At 66.3% G+C, this 26,895-nt stretch carries 21 protein-coding genes; 16 read left to right on the forward strand and 5 right to left on the reverse strand.

The features are described from left to right. Positions 1-63: 63 nt before the first annotated feature. Complete coding sequence (locus KOL99_RS02305; protein WP_216508882.1) at positions 64-375, reverse strand: hypothetical protein; 312 nt, start codon at positions 373-375, stop codon at positions 64-66. 69 nt (positions 376-444) lie between these two features. On the opposite strand from KOL99_RS02305, the gene KOL99_RS02310 reads away from it, so the two are divergent. Continuing rightward, positions 445-1,047 (forward strand): HEAT repeat domain-containing protein, encoded by a 603-nt coding sequence (locus KOL99_RS02310; RefSeq protein ID WP_236025739.1) that lies wholly within the window; start codon positions 445-447, stop codon positions 1,045-1,047. A gap of 6 nt (positions 1,048-1,053) precedes the next feature. Here the strand turns inward: KOL99_RS02310 and KOL99_RS02315 are convergent, their stop codons facing one another. Beyond that, positions 1,054-1,794 (reverse strand): HD-GYP domain-containing protein, encoded by a 741-nt coding sequence (locus tag KOL99_RS02315; protein ID WP_328759463.1) that lies wholly within the window; start codon positions 1,792-1,794, stop codon positions 1,054-1,056. 178 nt (positions 1,795-1,972) lie between these two features. Here KOL99_RS02315 and radA point away from each other — a divergent pair, with 178 nt between their 5' ends. The 10 genes from radA to KOL99_RS02365 all read left to right on the forward strand — a co-directional run bounded on the left by radA (position 1,973) and on the right by KOL99_RS02365 (position 16,063). Next, positions 1,973-3,334, forward strand: a complete 1,362-nt coding sequence (radA, locus tag KOL99_RS02320; RefSeq protein WP_216508883.1) for a DNA repair protein RadA — start codon at positions 1,973-1,975, stop codon at positions 3,332-3,334. Between the two features lie 126 nt (positions 3,335-3,460). Beyond that, entirely contained in the window at positions 3,461-3,817 is a 357-nt protein-coding gene (gene dksA, locus KOL99_RS02325) for an RNA polymerase-binding protein DksA (RefSeq protein ID WP_183343984.1), read from the forward strand. A 40-nt stretch (positions 3,818-3,857) separates the two neighbouring features. Beyond that, positions 3,858-6,161, forward strand: coding sequence for a GAF domain-containing sensor histidine kinase (locus KOL99_RS02330; RefSeq protein WP_216508884.1), 2,304 nt, complete (start codon positions 3,858-3,860; stop codon positions 6,159-6,161). Positions 6,162-6,308: 147 nt separating this feature from the next. After that, the gene (locus tag KOL99_RS02335; protein ID WP_216508885.1) at positions 6,309-6,953 is read left to right on the forward strand and encodes a flavodoxin family protein; all 645 of its coding nucleotides are present in this window, start codon (positions 6,309-6,311) and stop codon (positions 6,951-6,953) included. A gap of 158 nt (positions 6,954-7,111) precedes the next feature. After that, complete coding sequence (locus KOL99_RS02340) at positions 7,112-7,540, forward strand: bacteriohemerythrin (protein ID WP_216508886.1); 429 nt, start codon at positions 7,112-7,114, stop codon at positions 7,538-7,540. 202 nt (positions 7,541-7,742) lie between these two features. Next, complete coding sequence (locus tag KOL99_RS02345; RefSeq protein ID WP_216508887.1) at positions 7,743-10,544, forward strand: response regulator; 2,802 nt, start codon at positions 7,743-7,745, stop codon at positions 10,542-10,544. Positions 10,545-10,611: 67 nt separating this feature from the next. Further along, positions 10,612-12,759 (forward strand): putative bifunctional diguanylate cyclase/phosphodiesterase, encoded by a 2,148-nt coding sequence (locus KOL99_RS02350; protein WP_236025740.1) that lies wholly within the window; start codon positions 10,612-10,614, stop codon positions 12,757-12,759. A gap of 256 nt (positions 12,760-13,015) precedes the next feature. Then, positions 13,016-13,519, forward strand: a complete 504-nt coding sequence (gene tpx, locus KOL99_RS02355; protein ID WP_216508888.1) for a thiol peroxidase — start codon at positions 13,016-13,018, stop codon at positions 13,517-13,519. A 132-nt stretch (positions 13,520-13,651) separates the two neighbouring features. Next, on the forward strand, positions 13,652-14,656 hold the full coding sequence (locus KOL99_RS02360; protein WP_216508889.1) for an AI-2E family transporter: 1,005 nt from the start codon (positions 13,652-13,654) through the stop codon (positions 14,654-14,656). A gap of 150 nt (positions 14,657-14,806) precedes the next feature. Continuing rightward, complete coding sequence (locus tag KOL99_RS02365; RefSeq protein ID WP_216508890.1) at positions 14,807-16,063, forward strand: glutaredoxin family protein; 1,257 nt, start codon at positions 14,807-14,809, stop codon at positions 16,061-16,063. Here the strand turns inward: KOL99_RS02365 and KOL99_RS02370 are convergent. The 3 genes from KOL99_RS02370 to KOL99_RS02380 are packed head-to-tail and all read right to left on the reverse strand — an operon-like array spanning position 16,053 to position 20,268. Beyond that, positions 16,053-18,566: a response regulator gene (locus tag KOL99_RS02370; RefSeq protein WP_216508891.1), complete on the reverse strand. Its 2,514-nt coding sequence runs from the start codon at positions 18,564-18,566 to the stop codon at positions 16,053-16,055. The two genes, KOL99_RS02365 and KOL99_RS02370, sit on opposite strands and share 11 nt — an antisense overlap. Then, positions 18,563-19,603: a uroporphyrinogen decarboxylase family protein gene (locus tag KOL99_RS02375; RefSeq protein ID WP_216508892.1), complete on the reverse strand. Its 1,041-nt coding sequence runs from the start codon at positions 19,601-19,603 to the stop codon at positions 18,563-18,565. Before KOL99_RS02375 ends, KOL99_RS02370 begins: the two co-directional genes overlap by 4 nt. Then, positions 19,600-20,268 carry a cobalamin B12-binding domain-containing protein gene (locus KOL99_RS02380; protein WP_216508893.1) on the reverse strand — a complete coding sequence of 223 codons (669 nt, stop codon included), beginning with the start codon at positions 20,266-20,268 and terminating at the stop codon, positions 19,600-19,602. Before KOL99_RS02380 ends, KOL99_RS02375 begins: the two co-directional genes overlap by 4 nt. Positions 20,269-20,576: 308 nt before the next feature. Between KOL99_RS02380 and glf the strand changes: the two genes are divergently transcribed. From glf to galK, 5 genes are all read left to right on the forward strand, one after another. Then, entirely contained in the window at positions 20,577-21,713 is a 1,137-nt protein-coding gene (gene glf / locus KOL99_RS02385) for a UDP-galactopyranose mutase (protein ID WP_216508894.1), read from the forward strand. A gap of 64 nt (positions 21,714-21,777) precedes the next feature. Beyond that, positions 21,778-23,565 carry a glycoside hydrolase family 2 TIM barrel-domain containing protein gene (locus KOL99_RS02390; protein ID WP_216508895.1) on the forward strand — a complete coding sequence of 596 codons (1,788 nt, stop codon included), beginning with the start codon at positions 21,778-21,780 and terminating at the stop codon, positions 23,563-23,565. 60 nt (positions 23,566-23,625) lie between these two features. Continuing rightward, entirely contained in the window at positions 23,626-24,711 is a 1,086-nt protein-coding gene (gene galT / locus KOL99_RS02395) for a galactose-1-phosphate uridylyltransferase (RefSeq protein ID WP_216508896.1), read from the forward strand. Next, positions 24,708-25,799, forward strand: a complete 1,092-nt coding sequence (locus KOL99_RS02400) for a M24 family metallopeptidase (RefSeq protein ID WP_216508897.1) — start codon at positions 24,708-24,710, stop codon at positions 25,797-25,799. Before galT ends, KOL99_RS02400 begins: the two co-directional genes overlap by 4 nt. 14 nt (positions 25,800-25,813) lie before the next feature. Continuing rightward, positions 25,814-26,884, forward strand: coding sequence for a galactokinase (galK, locus tag KOL99_RS02405; RefSeq protein WP_216508898.1), 1,071 nt, complete (start codon positions 25,814-25,816; stop codon positions 26,882-26,884). The last annotated feature ends 11 nt before the right edge of the window (positions 26,885-26,895 follow it).

Below are 26,895 nucleotides of genomic sequence, written 5' to 3' on the forward strand. Positions count from 1 at the left end.
CCCTTGCTTCCCGCTTGGACCGCCGGGAAACGCTACCCTTATCTCACAATAAAATAACGTTTGTCAATTGTCTCCTTTGAAAAAAGCGGCATCCACCACTCCGTAGGCCCACAGGATCATGAATGCGCCCAAAAGCCATTTTACGTAAGGGGCATCCGCCTGGATCGCGGTCAACACCTGCTCCGGGGTGAGTCCCTGTTTGCCGGCGACCATCAGCTTCCCCGCGCTTCTGAGGCCGATGAACAGTCCCCCGAGCAGGAAGATGTTGTCCAGCAGGAGCATCACCCCTCCCTTGACGCGGCTGCCCCGGTACAACTGTCCCAGTCCGGGGAGCACCAGGGCGGAAAGTGCTACGCATTTGATCCTGTTTGCCATCCATATCTCCTTGTCTGCCCGCCACCCGGCGGGTTGTTGATTAAATTGTGTTGTGCCACGGGCCGAATTTTGCTAGTTATCATCGCTATGGACCATGCCGAACGCATCAAAAGGCGCGACGCCATCATCCCGCTTTTAAAGGACCCGGACCCGGAGGTGCGCCTGTCCGCCTCGACGGCGCTGGAGGCCCTGGAGGCGGCGGAGAGCCTCGAGGAGGTCTTCGATCGCCTCAAACGCGGCGACCGCGCCACCAAGGTGGCCGCCATCTACGCCCTGGGGCGGATCGGCGACGAGAGGGTGCTGCCGATCCTCTACTACTGCGCGGGGAGGCCCGAAGAGGACATCCGGTGCGCGGCGGTCAAGGTCCTGGGAGAACTGGCCCGCCCCGATGCGCTTGCCACCCTGCTGGAGAAGCTGCAGGACCCCGCGGTCACCGTGCGGGCCCTGGCCATCGAGGCGCTGTCGCGCTACCGCAACCCCTCCCTGGCAGCCAAGCTCGTCCCGTTCCTGGAGGCCAACGACGGCATCCTCGACGCCGAGGCGGCCCTCGCCCTGGGGCGCATCGGAGGGGCCGCAGGGGCCACGCTTTCCGACGCCGTCATCAAGCTGCTTTCCTCCCCCTTCGACAAGACCCGCGCCGCCGCCGCCACGGCCCTGGCGCAGCTTCCCTGATCCGGTTCAACCTCCCCCGTCCGTCAGTTCCAGAAACCCTTCCACGATGGTCCCGTCCAGCACGGTGCCGCGCGCCCTTCTGAGCGCCTCGACCGCCTCGTCCCGCAGCATCGGGCGCTGGTAGGCCCTGAGCGTCGTGGTCGCATCGTAAAAATCCGCCACCGCGACGACCGCGCACGGCAGCCCGAGGCAAAGGGAGCGCGCCGACTCGGGGTAGCCGGTCCGGTCGAAACGGACATGGTGCGCGAGCACCGCCTCGACCACGCTCGCCGGCACCCCGGCCATGCCGCGCACGATCTCGGCACCGTACTCCGGGTGCTTCCGCATCTCCAGGACCTCGTCCCCGGATAGTTTCCCCGGCTTGTCCAGGATGCACAGATCGACCCGGGTCTTGCCGATGTCATGGAGAAACCCCGCCAGCCCGCACTGCGCCACCGGTTCGGCGTCATGCCCAAGCGACGCCGCCAGGGCCAGGGCCAGCAACCCGACGCTCACGCTGTGCCGGAAGGTGTAGCCGTCATCCTCCCGCGTCGGATCCAACTGCAGCAGGGACGCCGGATCCTTTAGGGCGCCCAGGGCCAGGGCGCGCACCCGGTCCATGAGAGGCTCGGCTGGCGGGATCATCCCGTTGCCGATCTCCTGGAAAACCTCCCTCAGCGCGTCGACTGCGTCGCGGCAAAGCGCGGACAACCGGTCCATCTCGCTGGGCGGGAGTGATTTTGCTCTTTTCTTGTCGGCAGTCGCCACCGGGCCTCCTGGGTAGGGCAAACCATTAAAGGAAAGAGCTGATTTTATCTTAGCCGGGGAAACCTTGTCAAACTGAATGGCAGGTGGAGCCCGCGAGCGCGCCAGAGTTGACACTGTTGAGCAAAAAGCTTAGCATTACGTAGTTTTTCACTCGCCATCGGCGAGGCTTTGGGGGGGTATGGCAAAGGTAAAGGTGAAGACCGGGTACGTCTGCTCCGACTGTGGCGCGACCTATCCGAAATGGCAGGGACACTGCGGCGCCTGCGACGCCTGGAGCACCATAAAGGAGGTGCGCCTGGGTGCGGAGCCCCGTGCCGGACGGCGCGACGGCTTCGCCGGCGCCGTCTCCGCGGTCACCCTGCTCGGTGACGTGAAGTGCACCGAGGAGGCCCGCTTCTCCAGCGGCAGCGAGGAGTTCGACCGGGTGCTCGGGGGGGGCTTCGTCCCCGGCTCGGTGATCCTGATCGGCGGCGACCCCGGCGCGGGGAAGAGCACCATCCTGCTGCAGACCATGTGTCATGCCGCGGCCAGCAAGGAGGTGCTCTACGTTTCCGGGGAGGAATCCCTGCAGCAGATCGCCGGGCGGGCCCGCAGGCTGCAGCTGCCGCTGGACCGGGTCAAGATGCTGGCCGAGAGCTCGGTGGAGCGGGTCCTGGAGGCGGCCGAGAGCGAGCGCCCCGAGGTGGTCGTGATCGACTCGATCCAGGTGATGCAATCCGCCGGTATCGACGCCGCGCCGGGCGGGGTATCCCAGGTTCGTGAATCAGCCGCCGCCTTCACCTGCTTCGCCAAGACTTCCGGCGTCGTGCTGATCATGGTCGGGCACGTCACCAAGGACCAGTCGCTGGCGGGGCCCATGACGCTGTCCCACATGGTCGACACCCAGGTGATGCTCTCCTCCACCGAGGACGCCCGCTACCGGCTCATGCGCACCACCAAGAACCGCTTCGGACCGGTGAACGAGCTCGGCGTCTTCGCCATGACCGAGCGGGGGCTGCGCGAGGTGAAGAACCCAAGCGCCATCTTCCTCTCACGCACCGAGAACGCGGCGCCGGGGAGCCTGATCAGCGTGCTCTGGGAAGGGACCAGACCGCTGCTGGTGGAGATCCAGTCGCTGGTGGTATCGGCCCAGTACGGTTCGCCGCGCCGGCTCGGCATCGGGCTGGACCAGAACCGCATCGCCATGATCCTCGCCGTGATCACCAAGCACGGCGGCCTGGTCCTCTCCGACCAGGACGTCTTCGTCAACGTGGTGGGCGGGATCCGGGTGCTGGAAACGAGCGCCGACCTCGCCGTGGCCCTCGCCATCGTCTCCAGCTTCAGGAACTCGCTGCTGCCGCAGGACCTGCTGGTATTCGGGGAGGTGGGGCTGTCGGGGGAAATCCGGCCGGTCTCCAACGGGGAGTCGAGACTCAAGGAAGGGGTGAAGCACGGGTTCACCAGGGCCATCGTCCCCAAGGGGAACGCGCCCAAGAAAGATATCGCCGGGATGAAGGTGGTCGGGGTGACCTCTCTCGCCGAAGCCCTCGACGCCATCTAGCACCACTTTGGGAGCCTTGGCGGCGTACATTGCGTTTTCGGCATCTTTTCGTTAAGAGGAAAATTTCACTTTACTAATTTACAAAAATCCTCTTTAATGTCGTATTGATTAGAAAGGGCAGGTGTCATGAATTCGGAAAAGCTCGAGTATTTCAGAGGTATCCTTCAGGAAGAGAAACGATCGCTCCTGGAAGAGGCAGGCCGGACCGTCATGGAGATGAACTCCGACACGACCAACTTCCCGGACCCGACCGACCGTGCCACCCAGGAATCCGACCGCACCTTCGAACTGCGCATCCGGGACCGCGAGCGTAAGCTGATCGTCAAGATCCAGGAAGCGCTGAACCGCATCGACCAGGGCACCTTCGGCATCTGCGAGGTGTGCGAAGAGGACATCAGCGAAGCGCGCCTGAAGGCCCGTCCGGTGACCACCCTCTGCATCGACTGCAAGATGGAACAGGAAAAGAAGGAAAGGTTCCGCTAGTTTCCCCCATCCCACGTGTTGTTCGTCCTTCGGAGTGCGCATGGCTGCCCGGAAGGGAAATAACCTCCTGGAGCAAGCGTTACGTGTTGCCCAGTCTTCCGGCCGCTCGCACCAGGGCCGGCTCCGCAGCCTGCTCCGCCTGGCTGCCCGTACCCCCGGCATTGCCTCGGCCTCCCTCTATCTTCCCGATTCGACAGAACCAGTTCTCAGCGAATGTTTCAGCTCGCTGCTCTCCGGCGCCAGCCGCGGCTGCCTGATCCCGTACGGGCAGGGTTGCGCCGGCCGCGCCGCAGCCGAGCTGCGCGACATTTACGGGACGTCCGTCGACCTGCACCCCGAGGAGCGCGGCAGCGACGAGGCGGGGCAGTTCGCCGCCATTCCCATCCTGGACGGCACCGGGCTGACCGCAGTCCTGACCCTCGCCTGTCCCGACCCCGAACTCCCCACGGAAAGCCTCGCCCTTTGCCGGCAGTTGGTCCCCGTCTTCTCGCTCACCCTGTCCGGGTTGGCGGCCGAGCAGCAGGCCCACAAGGCCCGCCGCGACCTGGCACTTATCTCCTCGCTGGGCCGGCTCATCGAGGCGCCCGTCCCGGCGGCTACGCTGCTGCCGCAGGTGGTCAAGCTCTGCACCGGCTCAGGAGTCGCCGGCTGCGCCGTGATCCGGCTCACCCCCAAGGGGCGCAACCGGGGCAGGGTGTACAAGGGGTGCCACAGTAGCGTGCGGAGGGAGTTGACGGCGCTGCTCGAATTCGAACAGAGGTTCTCCGCCCGCACCCTGGCCGCCGGCACCTCCCGGACCGACAAGCTCCCCCTGCCGGGGTCATGCCGCTACGCCCTTTGCACCCCGCTCAGCTGCAACGGCCAGGTCCTCGGCGCGCTCTCCCTGTTCGGGGGAGCCGACCTCGTCGCCGCCGGGCAGGCGGAATTGGCCGAGACCGTCGCGCGTCTGGTCGCCGGTGCGCTCACCGAGGCGATCTGCGAGGAGCGGGTCGCCAGCTTCGACACGGAGAACGAGAAGAAGCTGAAGGAACTCTCCCTGCTCTACCGGCTGAGCAACACCATGCTCTCCACCATCAAGCTGAACAAGCTGATCCACCTGACCCTGACCGCCCTCACCTCCGGCCCCACCCCTTTCTTCGATCGCGCCATGCTCTTTCTGGCCAACGAGCGCTCCGGGTCGCTGGTAGGGATGCTTGGGGTCACCTCGGAGAACGCCCCTCCCCTCTCCATGCCGCCGGGCGGGGGTGACGACCTCCTCTCCAGCCGCTGGGACATCACCGAGGACGAGATGGCGGCCCAGCGGGAGTCGGAGTTCTCCCGGCAGGTGCAGGGCAAGAGGCTCGAGCTGGACCCGACCCTGAACATCGCCTCGCAGGCCGTGCTCGAGAGGCGGCTCATCTACATTCCCGAGGAGACCGGCATCGGTTCCGACGCGTCCGCGGTCTCGCGCACCGCGCTGGCCGCCTCGCCGCTCGTCGCCCACGGCCAGACGGTCGGGGTGGTGCTGGTGGACAACGCGCTCACCCTCTCCCCGATCACCCAGGAGCACCTGCGCTTTTTGCAGCTTTTCACCAACCAGGCCGGCATGGCGATCGAAAACTCGATACTCTACAACAGGATCGAGGATGCCCACCGGCAGTTGAGCGAGGCCCAGGAGAGCCTGCTCCAGAAGGAGCGCCTGGCCGCCATAGGAGAGATGGCCGCCGGCATCGCGCACGAGTTGAAGGGGCCACTGGTTTCTATCGGCGGATTCGCCGGTCGCCTGGCGCGCAAGCTCCCCGCCGAGAGCAACGAGTGGGCCAGCGCCGACCTGATCGTGCGCGAAGTGGTGCGCCTGGAGGGTATCCTCTCCGAGATCCTGCTCTTCTCCAAGAAGACCACCATCTGCTACACCCGCTGCAACATCGTGGACATCGTCAACGAGACCCTCGCCATGACCGCACCCACCGCCGAGGAGAAGCAGATCAGCATCAGCACCAAGTTCCCCCGTCAGCGCCAGCTCCTCCTCGGGGACTGCCAGCAGTTGAAGCAGGTGTTCATCAACATCATCCAGAATTCGCTGGAGGCCATGGCGCCGGGCGGGCAGCTGTCGATCCAGGTGCACCCGGGCGAGCTGGACGGTAAGGATGCCATCTCGGTGAAGATCGCCGACACCGGCGGCGGCATCCCGCTCGAGCAGTTGAACAACATCTTCACCCCCTTTTTCACCACCAAGGAGAGCGGCACCGGCCTCGGGTTACCCATCGCCAACCGCATCATCACCAACCACGGCGGCAAGATCCACGTCACCAACCACCCCGGCGTCGGCGCCGAGTTCCGCATCGTCCTCCCCAAGCACTGGTAGCACCGCCCCGGTATCCTCCCGGGTACTATGGCACCAAAAAGATCGTACTTGTCAGAACGCCCCCTCAAGCTCTATCCTCCCTCAAACCCAGTGCCGCCACCGCGGCAACGGCGATTCATATAATCAATTCTGGTACAGGAGGCGTACGTGAAAGTCATCGGAATCAACGGCAGCCCCAGGAAGAAGTGGAACACGGCGCAGGTGCTGCAGAAGGCGTTGGCCGGGGCGGCGTCCCAGGGGGCGGAGACGGAACTGATTCATCTCTACGACATCGACTTCAAGGGATGCACGAGCTGCTTCGCCTGCAAGCTGAAGGGGGGCAAGAGCTACGGCAAATGCGCCATGCGGGACGGGCTGACCCCGGTCCTCGAGAAGATCGCCCAGGCCGACGGGCTGGTGCTCGGGTCGCCGGTCTATTTCGGCAGGGCGACCGGGGAGATCTGCTCCTTCCTGGAAAGGCTCCTCTTCCAGTACTTCGTCTACTCGCAGCCGCCGGCTTCGTTGTTCGAGAGAACGATCCGGACCGCGTTCATCTACACCATGAACGTGCCGGAAACCCTGATGCAGGAGGCCAACTACGCCGTCCACATGGGGGGCAACGAGAACTACCTGCGCCGGATCTTCGGCGACTGCGAAACGCTCTGCTGCAACGAGACCGTCCAGTTCGACGACTACGACAAGTACGTCTTCAACTACTTCGATCCGCAGCAGAGGCGGGAAAGACACAGCGTGCTCTTCCCGGAAAACTGTCAAAAGGCCTTCGAACTCGGCAGGAGGCTCGTCCCGGCTTAGCCCGTGATCGGAAGTCCCGGCACCTGCATCCCTCACGCAGGTGCCTTTTCATTTGCCGCTAACTCATAGGGTTTTTAGCAGACCGTACTTCTTCAAGTTCCGGCTTCTCCTTCCGATATTAAGGGCATGACCATGAATCTGCGTGAGGAGGGAGAAGTATGCCTATCGTGACTTGGGATGGAAGTCTGGCGGTTGGACACGAGATGATCGACCAGCATCATGAACATCTGGTGGAACTGCTCAACAGGACCTACGACGAGTTCTGCGACAGGAAATCCAGGCAGAGCCTGGAAGCTGTGCTGGACGAGCTGATCGATTACGCCACGTACCACTTCGCACAGGAAGAAGTGCTGATGGCCCAGGTCGAGTTTCCCGCCACAGAAGAACACGTGGGGGAACACGCCTTCTTCATCAGAAGAATCGGCGAGATCCAGAAGGAGTTTCTTTCCGGCACCGGGGCCATCTCCCTGGAAATCATCACCTTCCTGAAGGACTGGCTGGTGAACCACATCTCTCAGAAGGACACCCAGCTCGGTGACTATGCCAATGCCCGTCAGGGGAAACCCGTGATCATCGACCTCGACTGACCGACGCAGGTCCCGCCTCTTCTCTCGTTACCCCCCCGTCAAGCCGCCCCTGGTCGATCCAGGGGCGGCAGCGCAAATTGCTTCAAGTTTCCCATGGTGTTTCCGATACGCTGTGACTAGCGGCGCGTATGAAAGTTCATCGCACCAGGAATTTATCGCGGCAAGGGTGGCCAGAATGGTCACTTTCAAACGGGTAGAAGCCATGCGGAAATTGATCGGCCGCCTGCCGATTCGCAAAAAACTGATGCTCATCCTGCTGATCGCCAGCGGCTTCACGCTGGTGCTCGTCTCGCTCACCTTCGTGGTGGGCACCTTCGTCTTGTCCCGCATCGGGATGCACCAGGAACTCTCCACTCTCGCCTCCATCGTCGGGCATAACAGCTCGGCGGCGCTCGCCTTCGGCGACAAGAAGGACGCCCAGCGCACGCTGCAGTTTCTCGAGGACAAGAAATACATCCTGGAGGCGTACGTCCTTTCCGAGGATGGGCAGCCTTTCGCCTCCTACCGCGCCGCGGGAGGCGTCCCGGTGGCGAAATCCGGCAAAGCCCTGGCCCGGGAGGCGGCAGGCGGGGACCTGTGGGACGTGGACGGCGACATGGTGGTCAGTTCCAGGATCCTCCTGGAGGGGCAGCCGCTGGGCACCGTGGTGATCCGGGCAGACTACCGGGACGTCAACGCCAAGCTTTGCTGGGTGCTTGGCGGCGCCTTGCTGGCGATGCTGGGGAGCCTGTTCTGCTCGTACCTGGTCTCCCTCAGATTGCAGGGGGTCGTGTCAGCCCCGATCATGCAACTGGCCCGCACCATGGAGGGAGTGTCCCGGGACCAGGATTTCGCGGTCCGGGTGCAAAAGAGCGCCGATGACGAACTGGGCGCACTGATGGACGGATTCAACGAGATGCTGGGCCAGATCCAGGCCCGCGACCGGGAACTCGCCGGCTATCGAGACGAACTGGAACAAAAGGTGGCGCAGCGCACCCAGGAGCTGGAGCTCACCGTGGCCGAACTGCAGCGGGCGATGGAGGCGGCGCAGACGGCGAGCCGCGCCAAGAGCCAGTTCCTGGCCAACATGAGCCACGAGATCCGCACGCCCATGAACGGCATGCTCGGGATGACCGAACTGCTCATGGCGACCAGGCTCGAGGACCAGCAAAAACGGTTCGTCTCCTCGGTGCGCCGCTCCGGGGAGGCGCTGCTCAGCATCATCAACGACATCCTGGACTTCTCCAAGATCGAGGCCGGCAAACTGGAACTCGAGGAGACGGCCTTCAACCTCCAGGACACGGTGGCCGACGTGGTCGAGCTCCTGGCCGAGGCGTCGCACCGCAAGGGGCTTGAGATAGTCGCCATGGTGGAAAACGACGTCCCCCCGGTGCTGGTGGGGGACCAGGTGCGGGTGCACCAGATCCTGATGAACCTGGTGGGGAACGCGGTCAAATTCACCGACCGCGGCGAGGTGGTGATCCGGGGAACGCTCAAGGAGGAGCGCGGCGAGGAGGTCGTGGTGCGGCTCGAGGTGGCGGATACCGGTATCGGCATCGCCCCGGAGGTGAAGGACCGGATCTTCGAGGGGTTCTCGCAGGCCGACAACTCGACGACGCGCAAGTACGGCGGGACCGGGCTGGGGCTCACCATCGCCCGCCAGCTGGTCGAGCTCATGGGGGGGGAGATCGGCCTCGAGAGCGAGCCTGGCGTCGGCTCGACCTTCCGCTTCACCTTGAAGCTGCGCCGCGAGGCGTCGGAGCGGAGCGCGAGCCCGAGCGCCGCCTGCCTCGCCGGCTACCGGGCCTTCATCGTCGATGACAACTCGACCAACCTGAGCATCATGCACCACGAGTTGCACGCCTGGGGCATCAAGGCGGACATGGCGGATAACGGGGCGACGGCGCTGGAGCTGATGCGGCGGGGGGCCCGGGACGGGGCGCCCTACGACTTCGCCATACTGGACATGCAGATGCCGGGGATGAACGGCATCGACCTCGCCCGCGCCATCAAGGCGGACCCGGCGCTGGACTCGATCAAGCTCCTCATGGTCACCTCAGTCGGGCAGTACGGCGACGAGGCCGAGGCGGTCAAGGCCGGCATCGGTTGCTACGTCAGCAAGCCGGTGCGCCAGTCCCGGCTCTACAACACCATCGTCGACCTTCTGGGGGTGGGGATGACTCGCGCGGTACAGCCGCGGTCCGGCGCGGAACAGGGGCCCGCCGTGGCGCTGTCGGCGACGGTGCTCCTGGTGGAGGACAACCCGGTGAACCAGGACGTGGCGACCGCCATGCTGGAGGCCTCCGGCTGCGTGGTCAGTGTGGCCAACAACGGCGCGGATGCCCTGGACGCCATCGCCCGGCGCGAGTTCGACCTGATCTTCATGGACTGCCAGATGCCGATCATGGACGGCTACGCCGCCACCCGCGCCATCCGGGAACGGGAGAAGGACGCGCCAGAAGGGGTGCACCGCACCATTATCGCCCTCACCGCCCACGCCATGCGCGGCGACCGTGAGCAATGCTTCGCCGCCGGCATGGACGACTACCTGACCAAGCCCTTCACCCAGGCGCAGCTGGTCGCCCTGCTGCAGCGCTGGATCGCCCCGACCGCCCCCGCCAGCGAGGAGGAACGGGAGCCGCCGCCAGCCGAGCCCGCCGTCGCCGGTTCCGGCATCGACCCGTCCGCGCTGGACGAGATCCGTGCGCTGCAGCTTCCGGGCAAACCGGACCTTTTGGTCAAGGTGGTGGGCTCGTTCATGAAGTCAAGCCCGCTGTTGGTGGCATCGATGCGGGAGGGGCTCGCCGGGGAGGACGCGCAGGGGGTGCGCCAGGCCGCGCATACGCTGAAATCGAGCAGCGCCTCGCTGGGGTGCGTGGAGCTCGCCGACTCCTGCCGCCTCTTGGAACTGCTGACGGCCGAGGGGACCCTGGAGGGGGCCGAACCGCTGCTGCGGCGGATCGAGGCGCAGCACCGGACGGCGATCGAGTTCCTCGCCGCGCTGCCGGGGCTCCCGGCGGCCTGAAAGGGAAGAGACGGCGCCCGCCCCGCGGGCGCTGGTGGGATACCACGTGGAGGAGATGAAGGTCGAAATGGAACCATACCTGGACGACGAGAGCGAACTGCGCCCCGAGCTGGTGCTGGTCGTCGACGACGACGAGATGATGCGGGACCTGGCCGTGGCGGCCCTGGAGCAGGCGGGATTCTTCGTGGCCGAGGCCGAGAACGGGGTGGTGGCCCTGGAGCAGTTCCGGCAGTTGCAGCCCGACATCGTCCTGCTCGACGTGATGATGCCGGAGCTGGACGGCTTCTCCACCTGCCGCGCCCTGCGCGCCCTCCCCGCCGGGGGCGACGTCCCGATCCTCATGATGACCGGCCTCGACGACACCCGCGCCATCGAGCAGGCCTATCACGCCGGGGCCACCGACTTCGTCACCAAGCCGATCCACTGGGCCATCCTGCGGCACCGGGTCCGCTACATGCTCCGTTCCTCCAAGGCGATGCGCGACCTCAGGGTGAGCGAGGCGCGCCTGAGCAACGCCCACCGCATCGCCCACATGGGGAGCTGGGAGTGGGACATCCTCAACGACCAGTTCTACTGGTCCCAGGAGATCTCCAACATCTTCGCCGTCGATCCCGGTGGCTTCGACTCCTCCTACGCGGCCTTCCTCAACACCATCCACCCGCTCGACAAGGAGCTCTTCAACAAGGCCTTCGAGGACGCCTGCGCCTACCAGCGGCCGATCAGCCTGGATCACCAGATCGTGCTCCCCCGGGGCGACGAGCGCTACTGCCACACCGAGGGGGAGGTCTGCACGGACGAGACGGGGCGGGTGGTGCGCATCTCCGGGACCATCCAGGACATCACCGAACGGAAGCGGATCGAGGACCAGGTCCGCTCCCTGGCCTACTACGACAGCATCACCGGGCTCCCCAACCGGGTCCTCTTCGGGGAGCTCTTGGACCGCGCCCTCACCTTCGCGCGCCGCTACCGCAAGAAGGTCGCCGTCCTCTTCCTGGACCTGGACCGTTTCAAGGAGATCAACGACACCCTGGGGCACGCCGTGGGGGACGACCTGCTCAGGGAGGTCTCCGAGCGCCTCAAGCGCTGCATCCGCGGCTACGACTCCGTGTGGCAGGGGATAGGGACGCCGGAGGGGAACCCGGTGGCCCGGCTGGGGGGGGACGAGTTCACCGTGATCATGGAGGACATCCAGGACAGCAACGGGGTGATCGCCGCCTCGCAGCGAATCCTGCAGCAGCTCTCCGACCCGTTCCTGCTGGACGAGGTGGAGATCTGCGTCACGGCCAGCATCGGCATCAGCATCTATCCCGATGACGGCGAGGACGCCATGACCCTGGTGCGCAACGCCGACACCGCCATGTACCACGCCAAGCGGGAGGGGCGTAACAACGCCCAGTTCTTCATGCAGGCCCTGAACGACGCCGCCTGCGAGCGGCTGCTCCTCGAGCGGCAGATCAGGAAGGCGCTCGCCAACGAGGAGTTCGTGCTCCACTACCAGCCGCAGGTCGACGCCGGCAGCGGCAGGATCGTGGGACTGGAGGCGCTGATCCGCTGGCAGAGCCCGGAACTCGGCTTCATGTCTCCGGCAAGCTTCATCCCCTTCGCCGAGGAGAGCGGGCAGATCATGCTGATCGACGAATGGGTGGTGCACGCGGTCTGCCGCCAGGTCGCCGCCTGGCGCTCAGAGGGGATCGCCCCCCCGAGGGTCGCGGTCAACCTCTCCGGCTGCCATTTCCTCAAGAAGAGCCTGATCGAGATGGTGGCGGAATGCCTGCAGAATTTCGCGCTGGAAGGGCATCACCTCGAGGTGGAGCTCACCGAGGGGGTGATCATGCGCGACGTGGAGCAGGCCACCGCCACCCTCGCCGACCTCAAGCGCATGGGGGTCACCGTCTCCATCGACGACTTCGGCACCGGCTACTCTTCCCTGAGCTACCTCAGGCGCTTCCCGATCGACACCCTGAAGATCGACCGCTCCTTCATAACCGGCGTCACCAGGGATCCCGACGGCGCCGCCATCACCACCGCCATCATCTCCATGGCCACCAGCATGAGGCTGGAGATCGTCGCCGAGGGGGTGGAGACCGCGGAGCAGATGGCGTTTCTCCTGGAGCACGGCTGCTCCGTCATGCAGGGGTACCTCTTCTGCCGCCCGGTCCCGCCGGAAGAGGTGGCCCGCTTCCTGCGCGAGGGGCTCCCCATGCCGACAAAGTGACTGGAGCCGCAGGTTGCCGTGGCGCAGGGGACTGGCACCTGCGGAGCCAGTCCCCTTTCCCCTTGCGGGAGGGGGAGCCACCAATGCCCCTTTTTTCCCACACGTCACGACAGAACCTTCCGCAGGCGGAGGCGGCCCGGGCGCGCAGCGAGGTGGCCAAAAATGGTCGGGCACGACGCCCTGTACCGGGCGACGGTTGCAATCCGCCGAAAATGTCTTACCCTTTCCCGAGAATTCAACCTGAGCAGGAGGAACTATGCCTAAAGTTACTTTCAAGGGAAACCCGGTGACACTGGTGGGGCCGGAACTGAAGGTGGGAGACGCCGCTCCCAATTTCGCCGTGGTGGATAACTCTCTCAACCAGGTGACCCTGACGACCTATGAGGGAAAGGTCAAGATAATCAGCGCCGTTCCTTCACTGGACACTCCCGTCTGTGACACGGAAACCAGACGTTTCAACCAGGAGGCCGCCGCGCTCCCCGGCAACGTCGTCGTCCTGACCATCAGCGCCGACCTTCCCTTCGCCCAGAAGAGGTGGTGCGGGGCCGCCGGGATCGACAAGGTGGTCACCCTCTCCGACTACCGCGACCGCTCCTTCGCCCTGGCCTACGGCGTGCTGATCGAGGAGCTCAAACTGCTGGCGCGCGCCATCTTCGTCATCGACCAGAAGAACGTGATCCGCCACATCCACTTCGTCCCCGAGGTGACCCAGGAGCCGGACTACGCCGCGGTGCTCGCCGCGGCCAAGGAACTTTGCTAGTCCCGACAGCGGCATAAACGCCGAAGGCGCCCGCGGCTGAAGCCGCGGGCGCCTTTTTTTGCTGTCGCGCGCGCCGGGTATCGTCCTGATTTTACTGGACGCGGCGCACGGGTTGATAGTAAAAGGGTGGTCATGGAAACCAGATCGATCCCCATCACGCTGCAGATCAGCTACGCCCTGGCGGCGCTCGCCGTCTTCACGGTGCTGCACTTCCACCTGCTGCCTGCGGTTTTCGCCGGGCTCGCGGTGTACGCGCTCACCGCGAAGCTGGCGCTCAAGCTCCCGGTACGCTGGGGAACGCTGACCCAGAAGGTGGCGCTGGCGGGGATCATCCTGTTCGTGATCGGACTGGTATCGGGGATCTGCCTGGGGCTTTGGTCGTTTCTGCGCGGCCACCACGGCATGTCCAACCTGCTCGGCACCGCCGCCGAAACGCTCGACAACCTGAAGCGCAACCTGCCGGAGGACCTGACCGCGCTGCTGCCGGATACGGTGGACGAGCTGCGCGAGCAGATCGTCACCATGCTGCGCGAGCACGGCAAGAACATCTCCTCGGTGGGGATATCGGGGGTGAAGACCTTCGCGCACCTGGTCCTGGGGATGGTGGTGGGAAGCCTCGCGGTCCTGCACCGCTTCAACCGGGAGGAGGGGTTCCCGCCGCTGGCCGGCCACCTGCACGACCGGCTCCTGAACCTCGCGAGCGCCTTCGACAAGGTGGTGTTCGCCCAGGTGAAGATCTCGCTTCTGAACACCGCCCTGACCGCCCTGTACCTCGCGGTGGTCCTCCCCATGTGCGGCATCTACCTCCCCATGGTGACGCTTTTGATCCTGCTGACCTTCATCGCCGGACTCCTGCCGGTCGTGGGAAACCTGATCTCCAACTTCACCATCGTGCTGATCAGCCTCGGCGTCTCCCCCATGGTCGGTCTCGCCTCCCTGGCCTTCCTGGTGCTGATCCACAAGCTGGAGTACTTCACCAACGCCCGCATCGTCGGGACCGAGGTAAAGGCGAGCGTCTGGGAGCTCTTGACCGCGATGCTGGTCATGGAGGCCATCTTTGGCGTGGCCGGCCTGGTCGCCGCCCCCGTGGTCTACGCCTGGCTCAAGGCCGAGCTGAAGGCGTACCGGCTGGTGTGAGCCGCGCCCCTGGCCAAAGGCACCACCCGTAGTATCATTTGCGGCATGGCCACAACGCTCCCCACAAAACACCTTCACGCTCCACGCTCCGCCCCCCGAACCGGCGCGCCACGTCGCCGCACCCTCCCCGGCAGTTCATCCCGGCACCGTTTGCAGCTCCTCCCATCGCGCCTGGCCTGCGCCCTGCTCCTGATCGCGCTCTGCGTTGCCGGCGTGTGTCCCCCAGCCGGTGCCGCCCCGACGGCCACCCTGTACTTCTTCTGGGGCGAGGGGTGCCCGCACTGCGCCGAGGCGAAGCCCTTCCTTGAGCAGCTGCGCCGCAGCTACCCCGGCCTCAGGGTGGAGGCGACGGAGGTGCTTACGCACCGCGAGAACATCCCCCTTCTCATGCGCATGGCGAAGGAGAGGGGGCGGGAGGCGACCGGGGTGCCGGTCTTCATCATCGGGCCGCACTACTTCAGCGGATTCTCGGAGGGGACTCCGGCACAGCTGGAAGAGGCGGTCAAGGAGGCGTTGCAGCACCCGGCACGGCCAGCCCCCAAGCCCCGGGTCACCGACCGCGTCACCGTCCCGCTGCTCGGAGAGCTCGACCCGCGGCAATCACTTCCCCTCTTCACCGTCGTGATCGCCGCGCTGGACAGCTTCAATCCGTGCGCCTTCTTCGTGCTCTTCTTCCTTTTGAGCCTCCTGATCCACGCCCGGTCGCGGCGCCGCATGCTCCTCATCGGAGGCGTCTTCGTCTTCGTCTCGGGGCTTTTGTACTTCCTGTTCCTGGCGGCGTGGCTGAACCTGTTCCTGGTGGCCGGGACACTCCCCGCCGTCACCACTGCCGCGGGTATCCTGGCGCTCCTCATCGGCCTCGTCAACGTGAAGGACTTCTTCCTGTTCCGGCAGGGGGTGACGCTCGGTATTCCGGAGGGGAAAAAGCCCAGGCTCTTCGCCCGGATGAGGCTTCTTCTGAAGGCGGAGTCGCTCCCGTCCCTTCTGGCGGGAACCGGCGTCCTCGCCGTCGCCGCCAACAGCTACGAACTTTTGTGCACCGCCGGCTTCCCCATGGTCTTCACCCGCGCGCTCACGCTGCACCGGCTCACGGCACCTGGCTATTATTCATACCTTGCCCTCTACTGCCTGGTATATGCGGTGCCGCTGGCGGCGATCGTGGTGATCTTCACGGTTACGCTGGGTGGGAAGAAACTGAGCGAATGGCAGGGGCGGGTGCTGAAGCTGGTATCGGGGCTGATGATGCTGGGGCTCGGAGGGGTGCTGCTGGCAAGGCCGGCCCTCTTGACCGACCCGGTGGTCTCCGCTTTGCTCATGGCGGCGACCCTGGCGCTGGCGGGAGTGCTCGCCCTCTGCTTCCGGCGGGCGTACACCGGCGGGGGACAAGACGGGGGGACTACCCGATAGCGAAGTTGCCGGCAAGGGCGGACTTGATCTTCTCCCCAAGGCTCGCCATGTCGAAGGGCTTCTGGATGAAGTTGACCCGGCTGCGGTCCACGCCCTTGTCCAGCAGGGTCTCGGGAGCGTAGCCCGACATGTAGATGACCTTCAGATCCGGCCTCAGGGCGAGGATCGTTTCCACCGCATCCTTCCCGCTCGCACCCGGCAGCATCACGTCCGACAGCACCACGTCGATGCCGTGTTCCGCCCGGCACAACTCCAGCGCCTGGACCGAATTCTCCGCCAAGAGCACGCGGTACCCCATGTGCTCCAGCATCTTCAAGGTCATCCTCCCCACGATCTCGTCGTCCTCGACCACCAGCACGGTACCGGTCGCCTGCCCCGCCGGAACCGCCTTCAGCTCCTGGACCCGTTCCCGATAGCGCGGCAGGCAGACCTTGAAGGTCGTCCCCACCCCCCGTTCGCTCTCCACGGTCACGAAGCCGCCGTTCTGGGTGACCATGCCGTACACGCTGGCAAGCCCCAGGCCGCTCCCCTGCCCCACCTCCCGGGTGGTGAAGAAGGGCTCGAAGACGCGGCGGCAGGTCTCGCGGTCCATGCCGTGCCCGGAATCCGAGATGGCGATCTCCAGGTACTCCCCCGGCACGGCGTCGATGTTGGCGCTGCAGATATCATCCCCGACCGTGACGTTCTCGGTGGCGATGACGAGGTCCCCGCCGTTGGGCATGGCGGCGCCGGCGTTGCTGACCATGTTGGTGACCATCTCTTCCAGCTGGGCCGGGTCTATCCGCACCGGCCACGGCTCCCGGCAAAGCTTGAGGGAGAGCCGCGTCCCCCGTCCGGCCAGGAGGGCGACCTTGCGCGCGAGCTCCCCCAGGGCCTCGTTGATGTCCAGGGTTCTCGGTGCGATGAGCTGCTGGCGCGAGAAGGAGAGCAGCTGCGCGGTCAGGTCGCGGGAGCGCTGCGCCGCCTTGCAGATCTCGTGCAGGCTGTCGGAGATGCGCGGGTGGCCGTGGTACTCCATCCCGAGCATTTCCGCGTAGCCGATGATGACCGACAGCATGTTGTTGAACTCGTGCGCCACCCCCCCCGCCAGACGCCCCACCGATTCCATCTTGATCGCCTGCCTGAGTTTGTCCTCCAGGAGCTTCTGCTTGGTGATGTCGTTGATGATCATGCCGCAGTACCCAGGCCTGGGGCGGAAGAGCCAGACCTGGCAGCACTTGCCGTTGAAGAAGTAGCGCTCCAGCGCCAGCGGCGTCCCCTCGCGGGCCAGCTGCCCCAGGCTCTCGAGCTGGGTCGCGTCGAAATCGGGAAGCAGCTCCAGCATGGTGCGCCCCACCAGGTCCTCCTCGCTCCTGCCGGTGAAGGCCTCGAAGGCTGGGTTCACCTCGACGAAACTGAAGTCGGCGGGGGTTCCCATCGGCCCCAGCAGCATCTTCAAGAGGGCGAAACCGTTGCCCATGTTCTCGAACAGCAGCCGGTACCTGTCCTCGCTTTCCTTGAGGTTGCGGTAGACGGTGCGCGCCGAAACGATGGCCATGGCGCAGACGTTGGCGGCACTGACGGCGAGGTTCAGGTACCTCTGCAGGTGCTGGGGCAGGGCGAAGTGGCCCGCCCAGATCCACCCCACCAGGCCGTTGTGATTCAGGCGCACCAGGAACCCCGAGGCCTGCTCCGTCACCTCGAAGCCCCCCCGCACCTCGCCGGTGAGTTGGCGCAGGATCACGTCTTGGGTAACCGCCTCGCCATGACGGTAGAGCGGCCCGCCGCTGCCCGGGATGAAGGCGACCTCCTTGGCCCCGAAGAGCATGGCGAAGACGGAAAGAAGCTCCTCCACCACCCGTTGTTCTCCGCTGCTGCTGGAGAGCCTGGAAAGCAGGTCGAGCAACAGCGCGTAATCGGAGGCCGGCGCGACCGCGCCGTCCCCTTCCCACGTCTCCTGCCGCTCCAGTTCGCCGTGTGCCCGTTGTAACTGCAGGGCGAGGAGCTCCAGGCCGACCGGAACCGACTCGACCGGCCGCTGCACGAAGGCGCCGAACTCCTCCAGCCAGCGAAGGCTCTCCGGCGAGCTCCCGGTGTCGACCAGGGTGATCCCGGCGCAGCTCTCCGCGAAGAAATCGGCCCCGGTACTCCGGTCGAAGCCCCACCCCTCGACGAAGGAGCGCCAACGGGCGAGCCACCCCGGGGTGACCAGGTAGGCGCCCGCGGCGGTGAGGCGGTCGAAGGCGTAATCGCCGCAGACGAGGGCGGCGCAGTGACGCTTCCTGAGCAGTTGCACCCGGCGCAGGTCATCGGGGGGGGCGCCCAGGTGCGCCAGGCACTCGCCCCCCACGACGATGGCGGGTGAGCCTCCGCACAGGCGCCGCAGGTCGTCCCAGGAAACGGGCGGTCGTCCGCAGCACCCGGTGAAGGTGGTGCACTCTGCCCCGCCCAGACATCCCCCGGCCAGTGCGCTGGTGACGTCCCCCCCGAGGGCCTCGCAACAGTAGATGCGCGGGGTCGTCATGGTCCCCCCCTCCCGCCGGCGAGCGGGTAGCGGCCGTATTCCCGCGCCGCCTGCGCGATCAGGTCCAGGGTCGCTTCGGGCACCTGCCACGGGATCTCGCCATGCTGGTCCGAGAGGATGAAGCCGCCACCGGCGGCCGCGGCGTCGATCGCCCCCCGCACCGCCGCGACGGTCGCGGCCTCGTCCCAGCACCGCATCTGGATGCCGTTGAGGTTGCCCAGCACCGCAAGGCGCCCGCGGCAGGCCGCCTTCACCGCGGCGAGGTCCTCTTCCCCTCCCACGCCGACCATCATGGTGCCCGTGTCGACCAGGTCGTCGACGACCTGCAGGCAGGGCCCCGAGGCGAGGTGGGTGGCGGTCGGACCCGCTATGGCGGCTATGGTCTTTTGGGCCGCGGGACGGCCGAAGCGGCGGTACAGGGCGGGGTCGATCATCTTCTGGGAGGCGAGCGGGTCGAAGTAGCAGATGGCGTGGGCCCCGGCGGCGAGCTGGGCGTTGGCCCACTCGGCGCAGAAGGCGCCGTTTATCTCCATGAGCCGGTGGGTGAGGTCCGGGCGGTCGAAGATGAGGTCGAGGTAGTGGTCGAAGCCGAGCTGCATCACCGGCAGCGAGAAGGGGGACATGACCACCCCCACGATGGGGACGCTGTCGCCGACCGCCCGCCTCAGGGCGCGCTGCGCTTCCAGCACCCTGGTGAGCCCCGGTACCTCGGCTATCCGCGGCGGGGCGAGCGAGGCGATCATGTCGGCTTTGAGCGGAGGAGGACCCGCGTTGGGAGGGCCGTCCTCCGTGAAGATGGTGCTTCCCCCCCATGCCTCCGCTTCCAGCGAGGCGTGGAAGAAACCGTAGATGCAGTCGTGCCCGTAGCGCTCGAGCATGCGCAACTGCCCCTGCACTACGTGTTCGGTCTTGGCAAAATACTCCTCGATGGTGAGCCCGAGCTCGCGGGCGCCGTGCAGGGACAGGAGCAGGAACAGGGGCACCCGGTCCGGCTCCCGGTGTGACAAGGTGGCAAGGACGCGCTCCATGCTGGTCATGACTCCCCCTCCCTGAGCCGCGCCAGTGCGGGGAGCACCTGTGACGCCGTGTCGCAGCTCAGGTCCGCCCCCACCTCGTGGTGCAGCGCCGGGTCGAGGCGGAAGGGGGCGCCTCCCACCACGATGCGGCACGTTATCCCGAGCCGGTCCAGGGCGTCGCGCACCTCGCGCACCTTCAGTGCGGAGGGGAGCATCAGCGCGGAAATCAGGAGCACCCGCACCCCGTCCCGCTGGACCCGCCGGACCAACTCCTGCACGCCCACCGTGCCGTAATCGAGGTAGCTGATCCCCGCACCCTTGAGCACGAACCCTACCAGGCGCTTGCCCAGCAGGTGGTAGTCCTCAAGCACCGCCAGCGCCACGCACCTGCGTTCCGGCACCGACGCGGAGCGTCCCCCGAGCACCTGTTCCATGAATTCCTCGCACTGGCGCCCGCTCATGTAGACATGGGAGAGGGAAAGCTCGCCCCGGTCCCACTTCTCGCCGATAACGGCCAGCGCCGGTGCGACAACCTGTTCGCAGAAACTCAAGGGGGAGAGGCCGGAATCGGCGTAGACGCGCTGTATCGCCAGCCGGTCCATGCTGACCAGGGCGGCTTCCAGCAGCAAAACGGGTGAACCGTGGGGGTAGTCGACGGCGGTACCGGAGCAGCAGGAGCTGATCATGTATTTCTCCAGATAGCAACTTGTTGTAGGTGAAACGACAAGCAGATCCAGTCAATACAGCGTGAGCATCGGGAAAACAGAGAAGTTTTTTCGATTAGGCGTAAAACTTACACCTCCTTCAGATATTAGTCCACTACAATGTCCTTGTTTATGACAGCCCCTTCTCTGTTTCTTGAGTCTTTGTGACTGTACTCACAATTACTGTGACAGTGTACTCCGGGGGCCTCCCGCCAGCAGCAGCCCGCCGTTGACTACCCCGCCCAACACATTATCATTTGCTAATATTTTTCACGGCTGAGAGGTGATCCATGGGCGCATTTGACATCGCCGTCGTGGGAGCGGGCATTTCGGGGTCGACACTGGCGGAGCGCTACGCCTCGCGGGGGGCGCGGGTGCTGGTGCTGGAGAAACGCCACCATATCGGCGGCAACTGCTACGACAGTTTCGACCGACACGGCATCCTGGTCTCCAACTACGGCGCGCACCTCTTCCATACCGAGTACGACGACGTCTGGCGCTACGTGAACCGCTTCTCGACCTGGTACCCCTACGAGCACCGCGTGCTGGCCCGGGTGGACGGCAAGCTGGTGCCGATTCCGGTCAACATCACCACGGTCAACTCGGTATTCGGCCTGGCGCTGCGCAGCGAAACGGAGATGCAGCGCTTCCTGGACCGGGTCCAGGTGAAGCACCCCGCCCCCAGAAACGGCGAGGAGGCGGCGCTGGCGCGGGTGGGACACGTGCTCTACGAGAAGATGTTCAAGCACTACACCAAGAAACAGTGGGACAAGTACCCCCACGAGCTGGACGCCTCGGTGTTGCAGAGAATTCCCATCCGCACCAACTTCGATGACCGCTACTTCAGCGACCGCTACCAGGCGCTCCCGCTCGAGGGCTACACCAAGCTCTTCGAGAAGATGCTCGAGCACCCCAACATCGCGGTGCGCCTGAACACGGACTACTTCGACGTGAGAGAGACGGCCGAGGTGCGCGGCTGCCGCAAGCTCTTCTATGCCGGCCCCATCGACCGCTTCTTCGACTACCGGCACTCCCGCCACAGGAGGCTGCAGTGGCGCTCCATCCGCTTCGAGTGGATCACGCTGGACCGCGAATACTTCCAGGAAAATTCCGTGATCAACTACCCCGACCCCGCCGACGGCGCGTTCACCCGCATCGTCGAGTACAAGCACTTCTCCCGCCAAAAGCACGACAAGACCACCATCTCCCGCGAATACACCACCGACGATGGAGACCCCTACTACCCGGTTCCCAACCCCGACAACGATGCGATCTACCGGCGCTACCAGGAGGAGGCGGACCGGCTCCCCGACGTGCACTTCGTCGGGCGCCTGGCCAACTACAAGTACTTCAACATGGACCAGGCCTTCAAGAACGCCCTCGACCTCTTCCACCGCCTGGAGGGGGACGACGCGGAGCTGTTGTAAATCGCCGTCGCCCTGCTAGTCTTTGCGGGTGAATTTTTTTTAATCCTTAAGCGAGGCATGGCGCATGGAATACCCCCGCCCGCAACTGCGGCGCCCCGAATGGCTCTCCCTGAACGGCCCTTGGCGCTTCACCTTCGACAACGACGGCCGCTACGGCGTCCCGTCCGACATCGAGACCTGGCCCCTCACCATCGAGGTCCCCTTCGCCCCGGAGGCGACCGCTTCCGGCGTCGGGGACACCGGCTTCCACAAGGTCTGCTGGTACCAGCGCGATTTCGAGTCCCGTCCCGGGCCGGGAAAAAAGGTGCTGCTGCACTTCGGCGCCGTCGATTACCTGGCCCACGTCTGGGTCAACGACATGCTGGTGGCGCGGCACCGCGGCGGTTTCACCCCCTTCAGCGCCGACATCGGCCACCTGCTCTCACCGGACGGGAACCAGCGGGTCACGGTCCGGGTCGAGGACGACCCGGAGGACCTGGAGAAGCCGCGCGGCAAACAGGACTGGCGCCTGGAGCCGCACGCGATCTGGTACTACCGCACCACCGGCATCTGGCAGACGGTCTGGCTGGAGCAGGTGCCGCAGACCTACGTGCGGAGGATCCGCTGGTCGCCCCACCTGGAGCGCTGGGAAATCGGCTTCGAGGCCTTCATCCTGGGACCGATCGCGGACGAGCTCGAGGTGCAGGTGCGCCTTTCCAGCGACGGCGACCTCCTGGTCGAGGACCGCTACCGGGTGATCCGGGGGGAGGTGCACCGAAGGATCGCCCTCTCCGACCCCGGCATCGACGACTTCAGAAACGACCTGCTCTGGTCCCCCGAGCACCCGCACCTGATCGACGCCGAGGTGACGCTCCTGAAGGGGGGGGAGGTGATCGACAGCATCACCTCCTACACGGCGCTCCGCTCCGCCAAGGTGCACCGGGACCGGTTCCTTTTGAACGGCCGGCTCTACCCCCTGAAGCTGGTGCTGGACCAGGGGTACTGGCCCGACACCCTGATGACGCCCCCCTCCTCCGAGGCGGCCCGCCGCGACGTGGAACTCGCCAAGGCGATGGGGTTCAACGGGGTCAGAAAGCATCAAAAGCTCGAGGACCCGCGCTACCTCTACTGGGCGGACCGGCTCGGCCTCGTGGTCTGGGCCGAGATGCCGTCGGCCTTCCGCTTCACCACCCGCGCCGTCAAGCGCCTGATGCGGGAGTGGACCGAGGCGATCGAGCGCGACTACAGCCACCCCTGCGTCATCGTCTGGGTCCCCTTCAACGAATCGTGGGGGGTCCCCGACCTCACCGCCACCCAGGCCCACCGCGACGCGGTGCACGCCTTCTACCACCTCACCAAGACGCTCGACCCGGAGCGCCCGGTGATCGGCAACGACGGCTGGGAAAGCTCCGCCACCGACATCATCGGCATCCACGACTACGACAACAACCCGCACACGCTCAGGGAGCGCTACGGCCCGCAGGTGAAGCCCGACGAGCTCTTCGACCGGCGCCGTCCCGGCGGGCGTATCCTCACCCTGGACGGCTACCCGCACCGGGGCCAGCCCATCATCCTCACCGAGTTCGGCGGCGTCGCCTACGTGAACCCGCAGGACGAGTCGCACCGGGGGACCTGGGGCTACTTCAGCCACGCCACCCTGGAGGAGTTCGAAAAGCTGGTGCTCGCCCTGATCGACGTCGCCCGGGGCACCGCCATGTTCAGCGGCTTTTGCTACACCCAGTTCGCCGACACCTTCCAGGAAGCCAACGGCCTCCTCTACCCCGACCGGACCCCCAAGATCCCGCTGGAGAAGATCGCCGAGACGGTGCGCGGACAGGTCGAGGAGGGGGCGCTGCACTGGGAAAGCACCTAACCACCATCGCGAGCGCTTGACCCCCTTGCGCCCCGGCGCCGAGGGAAAGGACCGGACGCCATGCTCTACAGGGAAGAGATGAAGAAGCCGGACGGACGAAGCCTCACCCTCTACGGTCACACCCCGATCCGGGTCGAAGGCCCCGCCCCGAGCCCGAACCGCGAGCCGTTGCAGGCGAACCCGCACCTGCGCTGGCACCCCCTGCGGGGGGAATGGGTCGCCTACGCAAGCTACCGGCAGGGGCGCACCTTCATGCCCCCGCCGGAGTACAACCCGCTCGCCCCCACCCGCGACCCGGAAAACCCGACCGAGCTCCCCCAGGGGGAGTACCAGGTGGCGGTGTTCGACAACCGCTTCCCCTCGCTGGCCCAGGCGGCGCACGACCCGCCCCGGGACGGGGTGAAGACGGCGCCGGCCAGGGGCAAGTGCGAGGTGGTGGTCTTCACCAAGGACCCGTCGGCCTCGCTCGCCGCGCTCCCCCTGGAGCACATCGAACTCCTCATGGAGGTCTGGGGGGACCGCACGGCGCTCCTCGGGAGCGACCGCTGCATCAAGTACGTGCTTCCCTTCGAGAACAAGGGGGTCGAGGTCGGCGTCACCCTGCACCACCCGCACGGGCAGATCTACGCCTATCCCATCGTCCCGCCGGTCCCCGCGCGCATGCAGGCCGAGGAGCTGATCCACTACCGCGACAAGGGGCGCCCCCTGCTCGAGGAGCTGATCGAGGGGGAGCTGCTCTCCGGCGAACGCGTCCTCTACGCCGGCGAGCACGCCGTCTCCTTCGTCCCCCCCTGCGCCCGCTACCCCTACGAGGTGTGGGTGGCGCCGCGCCGGGCGGTCCCGGGCTTCGATCACCTGGACCCTGCTGTGCGCGCCGACCTGGCCCGGGCGCTGAAGACCACGCTCCTCAAGTACGACGGCCTCTGGCAGCGCCCCTTCCCCTACCTGATGGCGTGGTACGGCGCCCCCACCGACGGCAGGCACCACCCGGAGAGCCATCTGCACGCCGAGTTCTATCCCCCCTACCGCTCCAGCGACCGGCTCAAGTACCTTGCCGGGACCGAACTCGCCGCGGGCATGTTCGCCAACGACGCCCTCCCCGAGGATAAGGCGCGGGAACTGAAGGACGTGGAGGTGGCACTATGAACGACGCCATCCGCGCGGCCGAGGCGGCCGAGAAGGTGCGGCGGGTCCAGGAGAGCCTCTGTCCGGACATGGTGGTGCGCCTGAAGGGCATCGACTGGTTCGCCTGGATCACGGCGGGAGGCTCCAACGAGGTGCTGCTCGCCGCCGAAACCGGGGTGGCCGAGGTGGTGATCACCCCGGAGGGGGCCTTCGTGGTCACCAACGAGATCGAGGCCCGGCGCCTGGCGGAAGAACAACTCCCTGAGGGGTTCGAGCTCCGGGTGCTCCCTTGGGCCTACCCCTCGCAGATCGACGTGCTTTTGCGCGAGCTGGCGCACGGACTGCCGGTCTGCTCCGACCGTCCCGACGATGGGGAGCACGAGCTCCCCGTCCCCCTGCTGTCCGCGAAGCTGGTACTCGCCCCGGCGGAGGTGCAGCGCTACCGTTCGGTGGGGCTGCTTGCGGCGCAGGCCATGACCGAGGTGCTCACCCACGCCCAGCCCGAGTGGAGCGAACGGCAACTGGCCGGGGCGGGGGCGAGGGCCCTGTTGTCGCGCGGGCTCGCACCGGCCCTGATCCTCGCGGCGGGGGAGCGGCGCGGCACGCTGTACCGCCACCCCCTTCCCACCGACGAGCCCCTCGGGCGCCACGCCATGCTGGTCTTCTGCGCCCGGGGCTTCGGTCTCTACGCCAACCTGACCCGCTTCGTCGCCTTCGGCCCTTTGACCGACGAGGAGAAGGAGCGGCACCGGCTGGTGCGCGAGATCGAGGCGCGGGCGCTGACCCTGTCCCGCCCCAACGAGCAGTTGAACGAGATCTACCGCGAACTGAGCTACGCCTACGCCGGCTTCGGCTTCGGTGAGGCGATCCACGAACACCACCAGGGGGGAACCACGGGGTACCTGTCCCGCGAGGCGATCGCGGGGCCGGAGAGCCGGGAGGTGCTGCAGGCGGGGATGGCGGTGGCCTGGAACCCGAGCCTCCCCGGAGCCAAGATCGAGGACACCTTCCTCATCACCAAGACCGGCCTTTTGAACCTCACCCTCGACCCGGTCTGGCCCAGCGCGCCGGTGGCCGGCATCGAGCGTCCGCTCGTCTGGCAGGGGTAGAGAAGGAGGACGCCATGGAAGAGAGCAGCTTCGAGAACACCTTCGGCTTTCCGGCGCAGGCCGCGGCGAGCGCGCCCGGTCGGGTGAACCTTTTGGGCGAGCATACCGACTACAACGACGGCTTCGTCCTCCCCATCGCCATTCCCCTGGAGACCCGGGTGGAGCTGGCCAGAAGCCGCGACGGCCTAAACCACTACTACGCCAGCGAGCTGAAGGAGCGCGCCTGGTCCGAGGCTGGGGGCGCCGTCCCCAGCGGCTTCGCCGCCTACCTGCACGGCTGCCTGGCCCTGCTGCGCGTCTCCGGCTACCACTGCGACCCGGTCTGCGCGCGGGTCACCTCGCGGGTCCCCATGGGGAGCGGCCTCTCCAGTTCCGCGGCACTCGAGGTGGCCTTCCTGCGCGCCATGCGCGAGCTGTTCGCCCTCGACCTGGACAACCTCGCCCTGGCCCTGATGGCGCAACAGGCCGAGGTGCGCTACGCCGGGGTGAACTGCGGCATCATGGACCAGATGGCGTCGAGCCTCGCCGACACCACCCACATGCTCTTTCTGGACACCCGCTCCCTGGAACGCAAGCTGGTCCCGCTGCCGCGCAACTCCGAGCTCCTGGTGCTCGACTCCGGCGTGCCGCGCCGGCTGGGGGAGAGCCGCTACAATCTGCGCCGGCAGGAGTGCGAGGAGGCGGCGCGGCTTTTAGGCCTCGCCTCGCTCCGCGACCTGGACGACCCCACCGAGCTGGGCCGCCTGCCCCGGGACCTGGCGCGCCGGGCCCGGCACGTGCTCACGGAGAACGAGCGGGTGCTCCAGGGGTTGGTGGCGCCCCACGCCTGCCAGTTCGGCGAGCTCATGAACGAGTCGCACAAAAGCCTCAAGGAGGACTTCGACGTCTCCACGCCCGAGCTCGACCTCCTGGTCTCCCTGCTGCAGCGGCAGGTGGAGGTGTTCGGCGCGCGCCTCACCGGCGCAGGGTTCGGCGGCGCCTGCGTGGCGCTGGTCCGGACGGGAACGGCCCGCGCGGTGGGCGAGCGGGTGCTCGCCCTTTACCAGGAACAGGGCCAGCAGGGTGCCCTGCTGGTCCCGCGGTAGGGAGGGGCGGA

The organism is Geomonas azotofigens (genome assembly GCF_018919395.1).
GTDB classification, from domain to species: domain Bacteria; phylum Desulfobacterota; class Desulfuromonadia; order Geobacterales; family Geobacteraceae; genus Geomonas; species Geomonas azotofigens.